General features: G+C 66.8%; 11 protein-coding genes. 7 read left to right on the top strand and 4 right to left on the bottom strand.

What is annotated here, in order from left to right; translation table 11 throughout:
• Positions 1-85: 85 nt before the first annotated feature.
• Positions 86-577, bottom strand: a complete 492-nt coding sequence (locus LuPra_RS08940) for a nuclear transport factor 2 family protein (protein WP_110170419.1) — start codon at positions 575-577, stop codon at positions 86-88.
• 957 nt (positions 578-1,534) lie between these two features.
• Here LuPra_RS08940 and LuPra_RS08930 point away from each other — a divergent pair.
• Together LuPra_RS08930 and LuPra_RS08925 are read left to right on the top strand one after the other, a co-directional pair.
• Positions 1,535-1,828 carry a hypothetical protein gene (locus tag LuPra_RS08930; RefSeq protein WP_110170417.1) on the top strand — a complete coding sequence of 98 codons (294 nt, stop codon included), beginning with the start codon at positions 1,535-1,537 and terminating at the stop codon, positions 1,826-1,828.
• A 325-nt stretch (positions 1,829-2,153) separates the two neighbouring features.
• Positions 2,154-2,789 (top strand): class I SAM-dependent methyltransferase, encoded by a 636-nt coding sequence (locus LuPra_RS08925; protein ID WP_201792183.1) that lies wholly within the window; start codon positions 2,154-2,156, stop codon positions 2,787-2,789.
• Positions 2,790-2,890: 101 nt separating this feature from the next.
• On the opposite strand, the gene LuPra_RS08920 is transcribed toward LuPra_RS08925, so the two are convergent.
• Positions 2,891-4,390, bottom strand: coding sequence for a sigma-54 interaction domain-containing protein (locus LuPra_RS08920; RefSeq protein WP_110170416.1), 1,500 nt, complete (start codon positions 4,388-4,390; stop codon positions 2,891-2,893).
• 175 nt (positions 4,391-4,565) lie between these two features.
• On the opposite strand from LuPra_RS08920, the gene LuPra_RS08915 reads away from it, so the two are divergent.
• The 5 genes from LuPra_RS08915 (at position 4,566) to LuPra_RS08895 (ending at position 11,824) form a co-directional block, all read left to right on the top strand.
• On the top strand, positions 4,566-5,738 hold the full coding sequence (locus LuPra_RS08915) for an efflux RND transporter periplasmic adaptor subunit (RefSeq protein WP_110170415.1): 1,173 nt from the start codon (positions 4,566-4,568) through the stop codon (positions 5,736-5,738).
• A gap of 1 nt (position 5,739) precedes the next feature.
• Positions 5,740-8,886, top strand: coding sequence for an efflux RND transporter permease subunit (locus tag LuPra_RS08910; RefSeq protein ID WP_110170414.1), 3,147 nt, complete (start codon positions 5,740-5,742; stop codon positions 8,884-8,886).
• Positions 8,887-8,894: 8 nt separating this feature from the next.
• Positions 8,895-10,289: an efflux transporter outer membrane subunit gene (locus LuPra_RS08905; protein ID WP_110170413.1), complete on the top strand. Its 1,395-nt coding sequence runs from the start codon at positions 8,895-8,897 to the stop codon at positions 10,287-10,289.
• A 10-nt stretch (positions 10,290-10,299) separates the two neighbouring features.
• On the top strand, positions 10,300-10,530 hold the full coding sequence (locus LuPra_RS08900; protein WP_110170412.1) for an Os1348 family NHLP clan protein: 231 nt from the start codon (positions 10,300-10,302) through the stop codon (positions 10,528-10,530).
• A gap of 322 nt (positions 10,531-10,852) precedes the next feature.
• Positions 10,853-11,824, top strand: coding sequence for a Gfo/Idh/MocA family protein (locus LuPra_RS08895; protein WP_234800916.1), 972 nt, complete (start codon positions 10,853-10,855; stop codon positions 11,822-11,824).
• Between the two features lie 379 nt (positions 11,825-12,203).
• Here LuPra_RS08895 and LuPra_RS08890 read toward each other — a convergent pair whose 3' ends face one another.
• Together LuPra_RS08890 and LuPra_RS08885 are read right to left on the bottom strand one after the other, a co-directional pair.
• Positions 12,204-15,416 (bottom strand): TonB-dependent receptor, encoded by a 3,213-nt coding sequence (locus tag LuPra_RS08890; protein ID WP_234800798.1) that lies wholly within the window; start codon positions 15,414-15,416, stop codon positions 12,204-12,206.
• 235 nt (positions 15,417-15,651) lie between these two features.
• Positions 15,652-16,533 carry a protein kinase family protein gene (locus tag LuPra_RS08885; protein WP_157898922.1) on the bottom strand — a complete coding sequence of 294 codons (882 nt, stop codon included), beginning with the start codon at positions 16,531-16,533 and terminating at the stop codon, positions 15,652-15,654.
• Between the last annotated feature and the right edge of the window lie 142 nt (positions 16,534-16,675).

Here is a 16,675-nt window from a genome sequence, read left to right as displayed (position 1 = left end):
CAGGATTTCACTACCATTGTCAGCAGCTCGAACACGGGCGGTGGCAATGAAATTCTGCAATTCTGCAATTCTGCAATTACCCGCGTCAGGGCACGATCTTCGTGCTCTGCCACCCCACCATCTGCCAGCGGCCGTCTCGCAGCACCCAGACATCCATGTAGCGCAGCTGGTTGTCGACCGGCTGGCCCTTCGAGATCGCCGTGATGTGCGCGGCCGCGGTAATCACCGCGGTGGTGCCGAATACACGCACCTGAATGTCGCGCGGCTCGATGGTCTGGTACTTGAGCGCGCCGCTGCGCATGCTCTCGACGTAGGACGCCTTCGAGTCCACGGCCGCACTCGAGTGCGTGTAGACGAGCTCGTCGCCGAGCAGCGCGTCGAGCGCCTTGAGGTCGCCCGTCGTCTGGGCCTTGAAGCGCGCCAGTTCGGCGGCACGCACCGCCGCTTCGGCGGCACTCGTGCCTGCGTCGTTGATCACTTTCACTCCTGTCGGTTGGGCAACTCCTGTCGGTTGCGCAGTCGCGACCGACACTGTCAGGAACAGGGCGACGCCGGTCGCCACGAGCAGTCTGTGCATCGGGGCATTCTACGGGAACCGGGAACCGGGAACCGGGGACCGGGAAACGGGAACCGGGACCCGGGAAACGGGAACCGCGTACCGGGTGCCGGGTGCCGGGTGCCGGGTGCCGGGTGCCGGGTGCCGGGTACGGGGTATTGCGGATCGCGGATTGCGGATTGCGGACAACGTGGGTAGCGCGGGCTGTCCTATCTGGGTAGCGGCCCGCTGTCCCAGCGGGCCGGGGCTACGTTCCCAAGGCGCGTGCGACAACTGGCTTTCGACATTCCCGGCATTCGCGGCATTCCGGCATTACGTGGCGTAGACGGTGGCGCCCGCTCTCCCAGCGCGGCCCGACGCCGGGCTGGCCGCCTCCGCCAAGGCTTCGGCGCCCAAGCGACAGCCCGGCGCTACCAGCCTTTCGCGTTCGGCAGCCTGCTTTCGACATTCCCGGCATTCCCGGCATTCCGGCATTTTGATGTGCCTCGTACAATGCCGCGTCATGTTCGAGCGCGGCAGTCGTGCGACACCAGAGACACGCGGGGCCGAGGCCGCGGCCAGTTATCGACGTGAGCGGCGGGGCGAAGGGCCTCGGCCTCGGCGGATGTTCCAGCTCGAGGACTACCTGCTCGCCGGATGGATTGTGGCCGCCGAAGAGACCATGCGGTGTTGGTACGGCGACCCGTTCAGCGTCATCAGCGAGTCGGGAGGCAACCGCGGGGACGGCAGTTGGGCGGCTGGCTCGGGCGGCCTGTCGCCGGCGGCGTTGGGCATGCTTTTCCTGTTCCTGTTCGTGCTGCTGACAAGGGGCCCTGAGGACACCGACCGCGACGTCGCCATCGACAGGCGCACGCCGATGCTGGCATTGTTCGGGCCCGTGTTGTCGGTCTATGCGCTGGTGGGTACCGCGATCCAGCAAGCCATCTACGGGGGCCGCAACTCGCGCCCGGCCAGCAGCCACCGTGGCGCGGCCCCCTCGTGCCCAGCATCGTCCGTCGCACTGCGGCAGTGCCGATCGCCTTCCTGGGCGACGCCCTCTTCCGGACCGAGATCGCGCATTCGGACCTCGCCGTCCTGTCGGCATCGGCCATCGACGGCGGCATCACGCCTGTCGCACTCTTCACGGGCGTGATCTCGGCCTTCCCGTACATGATCTTCGTCGCCGGCCCACGCATCGCCTCCGGAGCCGCCCTGGCGTGGCGACCCTGGATCATCCGGTTCGGGCTGTTCTACATCGTCACCGTGGCGCGCAACAGCGGCTTCACCTGGTGAGAGGCCTCATCGGGTACCGGGTACCGGGTATCGGGTATCGGGTATCGGGTATCGGGTATCGGGGTACCGGGTACCGGGTACCGGGTGCCGGGTGCCGGGTGCCGGGTGCCGGGTACGAACGTCGCGGATCGCGGATCGCGGATCGCATCGCGGATCGGGCATCGTAGCCGTCGACCTTCAGGTCGACGGTCGACACGAATATCAGGCCCTGGTCTCGCCTGAGCCCTGAGCCCTGAGCCCTGAGCCCTGAGACCTGAGACTTGAGACAGACCTGAGACCTGAGCCCTGAGACGACCCGTGCCGTCAATCGCGATACGCTGTCCGCGTGAGCGACGACATCAACCTCTGGACGTCCGCCGAACACGCGCAGCGCTATCTTGCCGTCGCCTACCAGATTCCGCGACGCCAGGAAGGCGAGGCGTCGCTGCTCGAGTGTGTCCCGGCCGCGACGCGCCGCATCCTCGATCTGGGCAGCGGCGAGGGCCGCCTCGCCGGACTGTTGCTGGACCGGCTTCCCGAGGCGACGGCCGTGGTGCTCGATTTCTCCGACGAGATGCTGGGGCGCCTGCATGCGCGATTCGATGCCGATCCACGCGTCAGCGTCTGCGCACACGATCTCTCGACGCCGCTGCCCGACCTCGGCCGCTTCGATGCGGTCGTCTCGAGCTTCGCCATCCACCACCTCCTCGATCTCCGCAAGCGCGCGCTGTACGAGGAGGCCCACGCACGGCTGACGCCGGATGGCGTGTTCCTGAACCTCGAGCACGTCGCGTCCGCCACGCCGGCGCTGCACGTGTGGTTCCTGGCCGCGCTCGGCCTGACCCCGGAAGAAGACGACCCCTCGAACAAGCTCGCACCCGTCGAGACACAACTGCAGTGGCTCGGTGAGATCGGCTTCACCGACGTCGACTGCCACTGGAAGTGGCGCGAGCTCGCCCTGCTCGCCGGAGTACGGTCATAGAGCGAGCCTAATCAATTTCAGATTTTCAGAATTTCACTACCGTCACAACTGCTTCGAAGGTTGGGGGTGGTAATGACGTTTGAAATTCTGCAATTGTGCAATTACCCGATTCCGTACATCCCGATCCGGTGGTAAAGCTGCTTGCGCGAAAGCCCCAGCTTCCTGGCGGCGCGTGACTTGTTGCCACGCGCCTCGCGCAGCACGCGGGTGATCAGCTGGCGCTCCATCTCGCGCACGTCGGTCGTGGTCGCCGCATCGGTCCGCGCCAGCGGTTCCAGCGCCAGATGCTCCGGCGTGATCAGGCCGCCCTCGGCGAGGATGGCCGCGCGCTCGAGCGCATTGCGCAACTCGCGCGCGTTGCCGCGCCAGGGATGCGCCAACAGCGCCGCCTTGGCGTCATACGTGATGCCTGCCGGGGCTCGGCCGAATTGCTGTCCGAGGTCCTCGAGAAACTGCGCCGTCAGCGCGACGATGTCCTCGGGGCGTTCGCGGAGCGGCGGCAGGTGGATGCCGAAGACCTGCAGCCGGTAGTAGAGGTCGTCGCGGAAGTCGCCGCGCTCGACCGCGGCCCGCAGGTCGCGATTGGTCGCCGCGATCAACCGGATGTCGGCCTTGACCGGCCGCGTGCCCCCGAGACGCGTGAACTCCCGCTCCTGCAGCACGCGCAGCAGCTTGACCTGGGCCGATAGTGCCATCTCGCTGACTTCGTCGAGCAGCAGCACGCCGCCGGCGGCCACGTCGATCTGCCCCGGCTTGCGTTGCTGCGCGCCCGTGAACGCACCGCGCTCGTGGCCGAAGAGTTCCGACTCCAGCAGCGGCTCCGGCAGGGCCGCGCAGTTGACGGCGACGAAGGGGCCGTGCCGCCTTGTGGACGCGCGATGGATGTAGCGCGATATCACCTCCTTGCCCGTGCCCGACTCGCCAGTGAGGAGCACCGTCGTCTCGGTCGCAGCCACCTGCGTCGCCGCGGTCACGACCCGTCGCCACTCGGCCGATGTGCCCGCCATGCGCGTCACGCCACGATGCGAGTCCAGGGCCTCCGACAACGCTTCGACGCGTTGCGCGAGTTTCTGGGCCCGGCGGCGCGCGGCCCGCGCCTCCTCGGCCGCTTCGGCGAGTTGCTCGTGCGACACGCCAAGGGCGAGGTGCAGGGCAATGAGCCGGGCGGCAGGCACATCGGCATCCGAGAAGGCGGCGGCCTGCTTGGACCAGAAATGGAGGGCGATTCGCTGATGCCGGCCGCGGACGATCACCGACATCACGGACCGGTAACCCGCGTCCGACAGTTGTGTCCTGTAGTCCTTCGGCTCGACGTCGGTCCAGGGCGGGTCGGTCATCGTCGAGATGTCGTCGACGATCCGGAACCAGCCATCCTGCAAGGCCTCGATGTGGGTGCCGTGAATCCGCACGAGGAAGGGGCCGTCATCGTTCGAGAAGGCGTGCGCGACCAGGCTCCGTTGGCCATCGTGCAGCGTCATCGTCAGCCGGTCGTGCGGGATCACGGGCTGGACGATCGCGGAGATCTCCGGAAAGACCTGCCGGATGTCGAGCACCGACCCCAGGAGCCGGAGCAGTTGCTCGGACACTTCGAGCGTCAGCATGCCTGCACCATGCGTCCCACTCTGCCATGAAGTGAGCCTGGGCGCACAGATTGCGCCTCCAGGAACACATACACCAACGATAGAAGATTATCACGTCAACGGTAAGTTACGGTGGATAAATGGATTACTTACTGTTGAGCAAACTCTGGCGAGCGACTTGCTACAGCGATGAACCATGAATGCGCGTCATTTCTGCGCCCCCGGCCTCGGCGCCCTCCTCCTGCTCTCCGCCTGTTCGACCAACAAGGCGGCCCCCGCGCCTCCCCCTCCCCCCGTTGTGCCGGTCGTCCAGGTGACCCCCGAATCGGTGGACGTGTCGAGCGAGTGGATCACGACCCTCGACGGCCAGGTGAACGCCCAGGTGCGACCGCAGGTCTCGGGCTATCTCGTCAAGCGCAACTACCAGGAAGGCGGTCGCGTCCGGAAGGGCGACGTGCTGTTCGAAATCGATCGCCGTCCGTTCGCGGTCGCGCTCGCACAGGCCGAGGCCCGACTGGCCGAGACCCGGGCCCAGCTCGGACGCGCGGAGCAGGACGTGGCGCGCAACACGCCGCTCGCGAAGGAGCGCGCCATCGCCCAGAGCGAGTTGGACACCAACGTCCAGTCCAGGCTTGCCGCCGAGGCCTCCGTCAATGCGGCGCAGGCCGCTGTCGACGGCGCTCGCCTGAACCTGGACTTCACGAGCGTGCGCTCGCTGGTCGATGGCATCGCGGCCATCGCGACGGCACAAATCGGCGACCTGGTGAGCCCGCAGACACTACTGACCACGGTCTCGCAGGTGGATCCGATTCGCGCCTACTTCTCGCTCAGCGAGCGCGAGTACATCGAACTGGCCGAGGCCATCAACACCGACGGACCGGCGCGCCGCCTGTGGGCAGCCGGACCAGGACTGCGACTGGTGCTCGCCGACGGCTCCGTGTACCCCGAGCCCGGTCGCTTCCAGGCCGCCGATCGGCAGATCGATCCGAAGACCGGGACGATGCGCGTCAGCGCCTCCTTCCCCAACCGGAACGGTGTGCTGCGGCCCGGACAGTACGGACGCGTCACCGTCAATACCCGCAAGATCGACAGCGCCCTGCTGGTACCGCAGCGTGCCGTCACCGAGGCGCAGGGCGGCACGCTGGTGCGCGTGGTCTCTCCGGAAGGCACGGTACAGATCCGGATGGTGGAGATGGGACCGCGTGTCGGTAGCCGCTGGGTCGTCCAACGCGGACTGCAGGCGGGGGATCGCGTCATCGTCGACGCGGGGCAGCTGGCTGAGGGCCTGAAGGTCTCCACCAAGGCGTTCGAGGAGCCGGCCACGGCGGCTGCGGCCGCGACGCCGGCCGGGCCGACGGGAGGCCGCTGACGTGTCCACCTTCTTCATCCGTCGCCCCATCGTCGCGATCGTCATCGCGATCGTGACCGTGATCGTCGGCATCGTCTCGTTGCGGAGCCTGCCAGTCGCGCAGTTTCCCGACATCGTGCCACCGCAGATCATCGTCACCGGCACCTACACCGGCGCCGACGCCGAGACGATCGAGCAGTCTGTCGCGACCCCACTCGAGCAGCAGATGAACGGCGTCGACGACATGCTGTACATGCAGTCGACCAACGGCAACGACGGCTCGATGCAGCTGACGGTGACCTTCGACATCAACACCGATCCGAACATCGACCAGGTCAACGTCCAGAACCGCATGGCGCAGGCACAGCCGAACCTGCCCACGGAAGTGACGCAGTACGGCTTCACCATGCGCAAGTCGACCGGCCTGCCGATGATGATGGTCTCGCTGTATTCGCCGACCAACGCCTACGACGCGCTGTACCTGGCCAACTACGCCAACATCAACATCGTCGACGCGCTCTATCGCGTGCACGGGGTCGGGGACGTGCGCATCTTCGGCGCCGGCGAGTACGCGATGCGCATCTGGCTGCGGCCGGATCGCCTGTCGGCCATGTCGATGACGGTGCCCGAGGTCGCGCAAGCCGTGCGGCAGCAGAGTTCGGTGAACCCGGCCGGGCAGATCGGTGGGCGGCCTGCGCCTGCCGGACAGGAACTGACATACACGGTGCGCGCGGCAGGGCGCCTGCGCACGGCGGAAGAGTTCGGCAACATCGTGCTGCGCTCCGAACCGGACGGATCGGTCGTGCATCTCCGGGATGTCGCACGCGTCGAACTGGGCGCCTTGAACTACCAGCAGATCGGACGTTCGAACGGCCAGCCCGGCGTCGGCATCGCCGTCTTCCAGGCGCCCGGATCGAACTCGCTCGAGGTCGCCCGCGGTGTCCGCGAGGTCATGACGTCTCTGAGCGCTCGCTTTCCGAAGGACGTCGACTACCGGTACGCGCTCGACACGACTGCGCCGGTCTCGGAAGGCATCAAGGAGATCCTGAAGACGCTCGGCGAGGCGATGGTGCTGGTCATCCTCGTCGTCTTCCTGTTCCTCCAGAACTGGCGCGCGACGCTGATCCCGATGCTGGCCGTGCCGGTGTCGCTGATCGGCACGTTCGCCGTGTTCCCGTTCCTCGGCTTCTCGGTCAACACGCTGTCGCTGTTCGGCCTCGTGCTCGCGATCGGCCTCGTCGTGGACGACGCGATCGTGGTCGTGGAAGCCGTCGAACAGCACATCGAACACGGGATGAGCCCACGCGACGCCACCATCAAGGCCATGCACGAAGTCTCGGGCCCCGTCATCGGCATCGCATTGATCCTCGCGGCCGTGTTCATCCCCGTAGGACTGATGGGTGGCATCCAGGGACGCCTGAACCAGCAGTTCGCCATCACCATCGCCGTGTCGGTGCTCATCTCGGCGTTCAACGCGCTCACGCTGTCGCCGGCGCTGTCGGCCATGCTCCTTCGGCCGCGCAAGGCCTCGAAGGGCTGGCTGGCGCGCGTGTTCGGCGTGGTCAACCGTGGGCTCGAGCGTACGACGCGTGGCTATGTGAGCCTCAGCCACGGACTGATCCGCAAGCCGCTCATCGCCATCGCCATCCTGCTGATGTTCGCTCTTGCGACCACAGGACTCGGAAAGCGACTGCCGTCCAGCTTCCTGCCCGAGGAGGACTATGGCTACTTCCTGCTCAACGTGCAGTTGCCGCCGGCCGCGTCGCTCGACCGCACCGATGCAGTGACCCGCAAGATCGACGCGCTCCTGCAGAAGACCGAGGGCGTGCGCAACTTCAACACCATCGTCGGCTTCAGCCTGCTCACGCGCGTCACGGCCTCCAACAACGCCTTCTACTTCGTGCAGCTGGCGCCGTGGTCCGAGCGCGAAGAAGAAGGCATGGACGCGCGGTCGATCGTCAACCGCGTCAACGGCGCGCTGCGCAGGGTGGTACCCGAGTCGGTGTCGTTTGCCGTCATGCCACCGGCGATTCCCGGACTCGGATCGCAGGGTGGCTTCTCTCTCTGGCTCCAGGATCGTGGCGGCACCTCAATCCCGGAGGTCGACCAGCAGTTGCAGCGCTTCCTGGTTGCGGCGCGCAAGCGGCCTGAGCTCGCCGGCGTGACCTCGCCGTTCAGCGCCAGCGTGCCGCAGGTCTTTGCCGACGTCGATCGCGAGAAGGTGTTGCGGCAGGGCGTGGCGCTCGGCGACGTCTACCAGACGATGCAGGCGTACCTCGGCGGACTGTACGTCAACCAGTTCAACCGCTTCGGCCGACAGTGGCGCGTGTTCCTCCAGGCCGAGGGCGACACGCGTGCGGACCCCGATCAGGTCGGACAGTTCTACGTGCGCAACGACTCGGGCACGATGGTCCCGCTCGCGACGGTGCAGTCGCTGTCGCGGACGTTTGGGCCGCAGTTCACCAATCGCTTCAACGTCTATCGCGCGGTCCAGGTCACCGGCGCCGCGGCGCCGGGCTACAGCTCGGGGCAGGCGATGACTGCGCTCGAGGAAGTGGCGCGCGAGACGCTGCCTTCCACGTTCAGCTACGACTGGGCCGACCTGTCGTTCCAGGAGCGGCGGGCGGCAGGCAGCACGAGTACGACGTTCCTGCTGTCGCTGGTGTTCGTCTTCCTCATCCTGGCCGCGCTCTACGAGAGCTGGTCGCTGCCGTTCTCGGTGCTGCTGACGGTGCCGGTCGCCGTCTTCGGCGCGTTCCTGGGCCTGCTGCTCCGCAACCTCGATCTCGACGTGTACGGACAGATCGGCATCGTGATGCTGATTGGCCTCTCGGCCAAGAACGCCATCCTGATCGTCGAGTTCGCCAAGTACCGGCTCGAAGAGGGCATGCCGATGGCCCAGGCCGCGCTCGAGGGCGCGCGCGTGCGGCTGCGGCCAATCCTGATGACCTCGTTCGCGTTCATCCTCGGGTGCGTGCCGCTCTGGGCCGCCCAGGGGTCCGGCGCCGCGGCCCGCCGCATTCTCGGCACGGTGGTGATCACCGGCATGCTCGCGGCCACGCTCATCGCCGTCTTCCTCATTCCCGTCCTGTTCGTCCTGTGCGAGCGGCTCGCCCTGAAGTTCAAGGGCAAGGCTACCGCGCAGGAACGCGCGGAGTTCGCATCGTGACGCCCCGCATGACTCTCAAGACGACCACGTACCTGGCCGCGGCGATGGCGCTCGCCGTGACGCTTGCGGCGTGCAAGACCGTGGGTCCCGACTACACGCGCCCCGCGGCCACCACGCCCGACGCGTTCCGCGGCGCCGATCCGGCTGCCGTCGGCCGGTCGCTCGGCGAGGAGCCCTGGGCGGCCGTGTTCCCCGACGAGGTGCTGCGTCAGCTCATCGCCGAGGCGCTCGCCAACAACCTCGATGCGCGCATCGCGGCGACGCGCGTGCTGCAGGCGACGGCGCAACTCGGCATCACGAAGGCCGACCAACTGCCGACCGTCACCGGCCAGGTGAGCGGCCAGGGGCAGCGCGGCGCCGTCTTCGGCGGCACGAGGGTGCCGACGATCGGCATCGCGCAGGCCAGCGTCGGCCTCGCATGGGAGATCGACTTCTGGGGCAAGTACCGGCGCGCGACGGAAGCCGCGCAGGCCGATCTCGCGCGCACCGAGTGGGGCCAGCGCGCGATCATCACGAGCCTCGTGAGCGAGGTGGCGTCGCAGTACTTCCTGTTGCGCGCGCTCGACCTGCAGCTCGAAATCGCCACGCGGACGCTCGCCTCGCGCGACGAGTCGCTGCGGCTCACCGTGGTCCGCGAGCGCGGCGGCGCGACACCGCTCGTCGACGTCAGGCAGGCCGAGCAGTTGGTGCTGGGTGCGAAGGCGCAGATCGCCGACGTCCAGGGTCGCATCGAGCAGGTGGAGCACGCACTGAGCGTGCTGCTCGCGCGCGCGCCCGGCCCGATCCTCCGTGGCCAGGCGCTCGTCGAACAGCCGAGGCCGCCGGCGCTGCCGCCCGGACTCCCTGCGACGCTGCTGGAGCGGCGACCGGACCTGCAACAGGCCGAGCAGCAACTCGTTGCGGCCACCGCTCGCATCGGCGTCGCCGAGTCGTTCAAGTACCCGCAGATCGGGCTGACCGGATCCGGCGGTGTCGCGAGCACGTCGCTGGCCAACCTGCTCACGTCGGGTACGTGGGCGATCGGCACCAACCTGGTGCAGCCGATCTTCAACGCCGGCCGCAACCGGAACCGGGTCGCGCTCGCCGAGGCGCAGGCACAGGAAGCGGCGCTCGTGTGGCAGGGCGCGGTGCTGCAGGCGCTGCGCGAGGTCTCCGATGCACTGGTCGGCTATACGCGGCAGCGGGAAGTGCGCTCCAACCAGGAGGCGCTCGTGGTCGCGGCCACTGACTCGCGGCGGCTCGCCGATCTGCGCTACCGCGGCGGCGCCACGAGCTATCTCGAGGTGCTCGACAGCGACACGCGGCTCTACATCGCCGAACTCGGGCTCGTGCAGGCTCAGTTGGCTGAACTCTCTGCCTACGTCGAGGTCTACCGGGCCCTCGGCGGCGGCTGGACGTCCTGAGGAGCCGCGCATGTCTCAACGCAGCATCGAATGGCTGCTGGGCCGCCTTCTCACCGACGAGGATCTGCGCACCGCATTCATCCGTGACCCGGGGGAAACGCTCACCCTGTTGCAGCGGCAGGGATGGGATCTCAACGCCTCCGAGGTCGAAGCCCTGCTCTCGGGAGACTCGGCGATGTGGCGTGACCTGGCCGAGCGGATTCCCGCGCGTCTCAGGCGATGCAGCCTCCGCACGAACTGAACAAGGCAAAAGGGAGAGGGAAGAAGAGACAGGGAACACCAAAGAGACGAGATACGAAGGACAAGGGAGAAGAAGGCGCCGCGCACAGCGCCTTGCCCTTGGGCCTTGTGTCTGGTCCCTTTTGATTTCCTCGTCCCTTCTTCCCTCTCCCTTATCCCTCTTCCAGGCGCCGCTCGCGCCAAGATGAGGCGCATGTCGCACGGCTCCGCACGTCCCGTCGTACGTTTCTCACCTCCGCAGGCGCGGCGCTGCTGCCCTGGCCGTCGGCGCGCGACCAGCACGCGCACAGTCGTCCGACAAGCTGCGGATCGCGTTGATCGGGGTGGGTGGCCGCGGTGGCGCGAACCTGAAGGGCCTGGGCGGCGAACAGATCGTCGCGATTTGCGATGTGAACAAGGTCAACCTTGCTCGCGCCGCGGCGATGTTTCCCGAGGCCCGGCAGTTCCAGGACTTCCGCCGCGTGTTCGATCACGCCGGCGAATTCGATGCCGTGGCCGTCAGCACGTGCGAGCACACGCATGCGTTTGCCACGCTGCCGGCGCTGCAGTTGAAGAAGCACGTCTACTGCGAGAAGCCCCTCACCTACAACGTGCACGAGGCGCGCGTCATCCGCGAGGCCGCGGCCAGGGCCGGGGTCGTCACGCAGATGGGCACGCAGATCCACGCAGGCGACAACTACCGGCGTGTCGTCGAGCACATCCAGGGTGGCGTCATCGGCAAGGTCAGCGAATGCCATGTGTGGGTCTCGCGCGCGTGGGGCTGGCAGGCCAGCGAGGCCGAGGCCACCGCGGCCAAGGACATCGTCTTCACGCAGAACCGGCAGACAACGGTGGATTCCGTGCCCGAGGGCCTCGACTGGGATCTCTGGCTCGCCCCGGCGCCGGCGCGTCCGTTCAACAACGTCTACGTGCCGGGTCCGAAGTGGTATCGCTGGTGGGACTTCGGCAATGGCACGATGAGCGATCTCGGCAGCCACTGGATCGACCTGCCGTTCTGGGCGCTGAAGCTCAAGGCGCCTTCCGCCATCGAGGCCTCCGGCCCACCGGTGCACGCCGAACTCGCACCGGCGTCGATGTCGGCGCGCTACACGTACGAGGCCGAGGGCGATCAGCCGGCGCTATCGCTGACCTGGCACCAGGGGACCTTGAAGCCCGAAATCTGGACCAGCAAGGGAATCCCGCAGTGGGACAACGGCGTCCTCTTCATCGGCGACAAGGGCATGCTGCTCGCCGACTACTCGAAGTTCACGCTGCTGCCCGAGGACAAGTTCGTCGGCTACACGCCGCCGCCGTAGTCGATCGCGAAGTCGCTCGGGCACCACCAGGAGTTCATCCACGCCTGCAGACCGGCGCGCCGACAACGTGCAACTTCGCGTACTCGGGGCTGCTCACCGAGGCCAACCACCTCGGCAACGTCGCGTACCGCGTCGGCAAGAAGATCGTCTGGGACCACGAGGGCATGCGGATCACCAACGCGCCCGATGCGGAGCGCTTCATCAAGAGGCCGAGCTACCGCCAGGGATGGATGCTCACCTGACGGTCGACCTTGATCAAGGGACAAGGGACACGGGGACAAGTCAACCGGGCGTCAAGAGACAAGTGACCCTCCTCCCTTGACGCCCGTGTGACTTCTTCCTTGTCCCTTATCCCTTGTTGATGGTCAAAAGGCCGTCCTCAGAACGTGACCCTGGCGCCGAGCTGAATCTGGCGTGGCGTGGTGGCCAGGGAGCGGATCGTGCCGAAATCGGTCGACGAACGGGTACCGTTCGGGGCGCCGAGGTTGGTGTGGTTGAAGACGTTGAACGCCTCGACGCGGACCTCGAAGCGGGACTGGCCGATGCCCAGGCCGAAGCTCTTGTGCAGGCCGAGGTCGAGCGTGTAGATCCCCGGGCCGTGCGCGACGTTGCGCGGCGCGTTGCCGAACGGCTGTGACGGATCGGTCGGGACGGTGATGTTGTCGCGGTTGAACCAGTTGTCGATCGTCTGCACGTCCTCGGCCGCGTAGATTTCGCCGGAGATGTTCGGACGATACGTCGGTGCGCCGCTCACCTGGAACTGCACCGACGGCGCGTAGTTCAGGTTCACCGGCAGGCCGCTGCTCATGAGATTGATCGCGGTCACGCGCCAGCCACCCGCGATGGCCTCGACCACCGGGTGCAGGTCGTTGCCCCAGCGGCGGCCGGCACCAAACGGCAGTTCCCACACGATCGACGTCGTGTTGTTCAGCGGCTGGTTGTAGCCAGACAGGCCGAACTCGCTCTCCAGATCCAGATAGTTGACCCGGCTGTTGTCGCCATTGGCCGTCTCGAGATGTCCCGACGCGTTGTCGCGGCCGCGTGACCAGGTGAACGAGTTCAACAGGTACAGGCCGTCCGACCAGCGGCGTTCCACCTTCACCTGCAGCGCGCGGTAGTCGGCACGGCCACCGTCGAAGGCCGACTGGATGAACTGGTACGTCGGGATCGGCCGCCGCAGTTGCAGCACCGTGTTCTCGCCGGGGTTGTTCGGGCGCGCCTGGTTCATGTCGCCGAGGATCATGAGGTGGTCGCTCTTGTTGCCGATGTAGGCGACGTCGACGAGCAGGTTCGAGAGCAGTTCGCGCTGCACCGTGAGATGCCAGCTCTGGACGTAGCCCGTGCTCAGGTCGCTCGGGATGTGGTTGACCCGGCCGTTCAGCGGATTGAAGTTCTCCGGGACGTTCAAGCCTTCCGGATAGCCCTGCTGCGTCGGCCGGAAGCATGCGGTCGGCGCCTGGTTTGGCGCGCATGCGCCCTGCGACGGCTGCTGCGTGATTGCGATCGGGACGACGTGCGGGCCGTTGAACGACAAGAGGTTCTCGCCACCCAGGCGGTTGAAGTGGATGTAGCTCATGCCGTACGCGGAACGAATCACGGTGCGCGGCGTGATGCTGTAGGCGACACCCACACGCGGCGCGAAGTTGTTGCGATCGGGATTGACCAGCGTCCGGTCGTAGATCGAGCCGTCAGTCGCCTGCAGCAGCGTGGTGGTTGCCGGGTCGAAGTTGGTGAGGTGGTTGCCGCCTTCCCACTGCGGCGTCCCGAACTCGTAGCGCAGCCCCATGTTCACCGTCAGGTTCGGCGCCACCTTCCAGTCGTCCTGGAGGTAACCGAAGTGCATGCGCTGGCGCAGGGCGAAGACGAACGGGTTGACCAACTCGTACGTGTTGCGGGCGCCGACGAGGAAATCAGCGAGGTTGAAGATCGGGGCGTTGGCCGCCGCGGTCGTCGGACGACTGAACTGCCCCGAGTATCCGTCAGCGCCGTATTTCGGGTGGACGTCGTCCACGTCCGTGTTGATGTGCTGGTACTCGTAGCCGGTCTTGAGCGTGTGCGCCCCCTTGATGACCGAGTAGTTGGCGCGGACGTCGACGGCCAGCGGGTTCTGGAACTGCGGGTTGCTGCTCTGTCGGCCCCACGCCGTCCAGCCGCTCACCGACTGCTGCGTCAGGCCGCCGGAGAAGTACGTGTCGGTCGGCAGGCCGGTGATGCCATACGCCTCGAGCATGTTCGGGCCGCCCGTGCCGAGCGCCGACTTGCCGGCGTCGGTGCGCGACACGCCGACGCGCACCTCGAACAACGAGTTGGCCGACAACACGCGCGTGAGGCCGCCCGCGTACTGCTGGTTCATGACCTCGACGAAGTTGTTGGCCGGCGAGCTCGTCTCGCCCGGGATCGGGCTCGGCTCGAAGTTGTTCACCTTGCGATGGCTGAAGCGGAAGAACGTCGTCGTGGCCGCACCCAGCTTCTGGTCGAACTTGATGTCGACCTTGTCGTTGAAGTCCTCGCGGCGTGGCAGCGAATCGAAGTTGTTCGAAATCCCGGCACGGGTCGGCTCGGGCAGCCCCGCGAGCACCTTCTTCGCGAAGTCGGTGATCGCCGCCTGTGGCACCACGCCGTTGGCGTACAACTCGCCGGTCAACCCGTTGCGGACCGGAATGCCGAGATTCCCCTGCCGCTGCTCCATCGTCGGGATGCTCGCGAACGTGAGCTGCTTGGAGACTTCGCGGAAGCCTTCGTAGTTGAAGAAGAAGAACGCACGGTCGCGGACGATCGGCCCGCCGAACACGCCGCCGAACTGGTTGCGGTTCATCTCGGGCTTGCGTCCCGAGGACGGCTTGAAGAAGCCCGTGGCGTTCAGCTTGGTGTTGCGGTTGAACTCCCAGGCCGCGCCGCGAAACTGGTTGGTGCCGCTGCGGAACGTGGCGTTGATCACCGCGCCGCCGGCGCGCCCGAACTCGGCGCTGAAGTTGTTGGTCTGGACCTTGAACTCGTCGACGGCGTCGGGCGAGACCTGCACCACCTGGTTGGAGAAGCCCTGGTTGCTGGTGCCGTAGGAGTTGTTGTCGACGCCGTCCAGGATGAAGTTGTTGAGGGCGCTGCGCAGGCCGTTGACGTTGAACGACGCGTCACGCGATGTCGAGATCGACGACTTCCGCACCCCGGGGCTCAGCAACGCCAGGTCGGCGTAAGCACGACCGTTGAGCGGCAGGTTGACGATCTGCTCGCGGCTGATCACCGTGCCGCGGTCGCTCGATTCGCTTTCGAGCAGACGGGCGGCGCCGGTCACCTGCACCGTCTCGCCGACTCCGCCCACCGAGAGCGCCAGGTCCACGCGCTGCCGGGCATTGACGGCGACGGTGAAGTTCTCCGCGATGGCCGTGGTGAAGCCCTGGAGTTCCGCCTTCAGCGAATACGTGCCGATACGGACGTTGAGGAACTGGTACTGGCCACGCTCATCGCTGACCGCGGTGGTGGAGATACCAGTCGCCGGGTTGCTGAGTGTGACGGTGACACCGGGCATGGCCGCGCCCGTCTGGTCGCTGATGAAGCCAAGGACGGTGGCGCTGTCGAACTGTGCGAAAGCCATGGCCGCACAGAGGTGCAAGGTGCAAAGAACGGTGACGAGACGAGCGAAGGCACGTTGGCGCATCAGACCCTTCCAGGAATCGGGGCAGACCGCGAGAACGACAAGCCTTGGCGCGTGCCGGGGGAGTCGCGGTTCTGCTGGACGAAGGAAGGATACGCGAAGCGTTCTGACGCTGTCGCGACAAAGAGATGTCAGGCGGCTGACAAATGCCTTAACTGGACTACGGACGAGCTCGTCACCATGACGCGGGAGCGGCGGGCGGCGGCTCTGGAGGCAGGAACGTGACCGCCGCGCCGCGTTCACGGACCTGGCGCTCGATGTGCCGCTGCATGGCGTCGCGCCGCGTCAACATCGCTTCGAGCTGCAGGCCCGTCAACCACGGACCGAGCACCGCGTCGAGGTCAGCGCGCGTCAGGCCAGCGATGCGGTTCCACAGCACCGGGTCGAACTGCTGAGGCGGCTTCAGGCCAGACAGGTCAGGCTTCGGGGTGAATGCGCGGGAGTGATCGATGAGGAACACATGCCCGGCCTCGTCGTGCAACAGGTTGCCCTGGTTGCGATCGATGTTGGCGATAAGTTGATCGAACATCATCATGCGGCTGGTCTGCCGGGACCACTTCGCCCCGGGCCCCTTGGGCAGCGTCGCGGGGTCCCACGGCTTCACGCCGTCGATCCAGAACACCGCGGCCCCCTTGACGCCCTTGATCTCCCGCTCCACGACCGGCGGCACCATGTCGAGCCCGAGATGGCGGCTGAGCAGGTAGGCGGCGATCTCCGAGCGATAGCTCTCCATCTTGCCGTGCATCACCTCGTCGTGCAGGGGCTTCCAGGCCATGCTGCCCGCCGACCCGCCCGGCGCGAAATAGCCACGCTGCGGTTTGGTGATGCCGACAGGGATGTCCTTGAAGTGCGTGATCGTGCCATTCCGGAGAAAGTCCTCGATCTCGCCCTCGCGACCGCGCCAGGTATACGGGTCGCCAAACGTCGCGGGCGCGTCGGTGACGGCCGTCGTCGTTCGCGCGGGTTCGCTGCCGGCGGGCGCCTGGGCGCGCAACGGCGCCGCCGCCAGTGACAGCGCGGCGAACAACCCCAGCCATGTGCGAGAACGTACGGTCATCATGCCTCCGGGCAGCGTGACTGCCCTCCTTCACGATACGAACCAGGCGGGGCGCGGTTCAGGTCAATCGACGCACGAGGCACCGCCCCGACGCGTGCCTGAAACTCCCCGTTCACCATAACGGCGCAGACCTCGCCGTTGA

The sequence above is a fragment of the Luteitalea pratensis genome (assembly GCF_001618865.1).
In the GTDB taxonomy this organism is placed as follows: domain Bacteria; phylum Acidobacteriota; class Vicinamibacteria; order Vicinamibacterales; family Vicinamibacteraceae; genus Luteitalea; species Luteitalea pratensis.
This window is presented reverse-complemented; position numbering and strand designations above follow the sequence as displayed.

What these genes read in the sequence shown, in the direction of transcription:
- LuPra_RS08940 (WP_110170419.1), bottom strand. Translation starts at nt 577, where the DNA reads ATGCACAGACTGCTCGTGGCGACCGGCGTCGCCCTGTTCCTGACAGTG.
- LuPra_RS08920 (WP_110170416.1), bottom strand. Translation starts at nt 4,390, where the DNA reads ATGCTGACGCTCGAAGTGTCCGAGCAACTGCTCCGGCTCCTGGGGTCG.
- LuPra_RS08915 (WP_110170415.1), top strand. Translation starts at nt 4,566, where the DNA reads ATGAATGCGCGTCATTTCTGCGCCCCCGGCCTCGGCGCCCTCCTCCTG.
- LuPra_RS08905 (WP_110170413.1), top strand. Translation starts at nt 8,895, where the DNA reads ATGACTCTCAAGACGACCACGTACCTGGCCGCGGCGATGGCGCTCGCC.
- LuPra_RS08900 (WP_110170412.1), top strand. Translation starts at nt 10,300, where the DNA reads ATGTCTCAACGCAGCATCGAATGGCTGCTGGGCCGCCTTCTCACCGAC.
- LuPra_RS08890 (WP_234800798.1), bottom strand. Translation starts at nt 15,416, where the DNA reads ATGGCTTTCGCACAGTTCGACAGCGCCACCGTCCTTGGCTTCATCAGC.
- LuPra_RS08885 (WP_157898922.1), bottom strand. Translation starts at nt 16,533, where the DNA reads ATGACCGTACGTTCTCGCACATGGCTGGGGTTGTTCGCCGCGCTGTCA.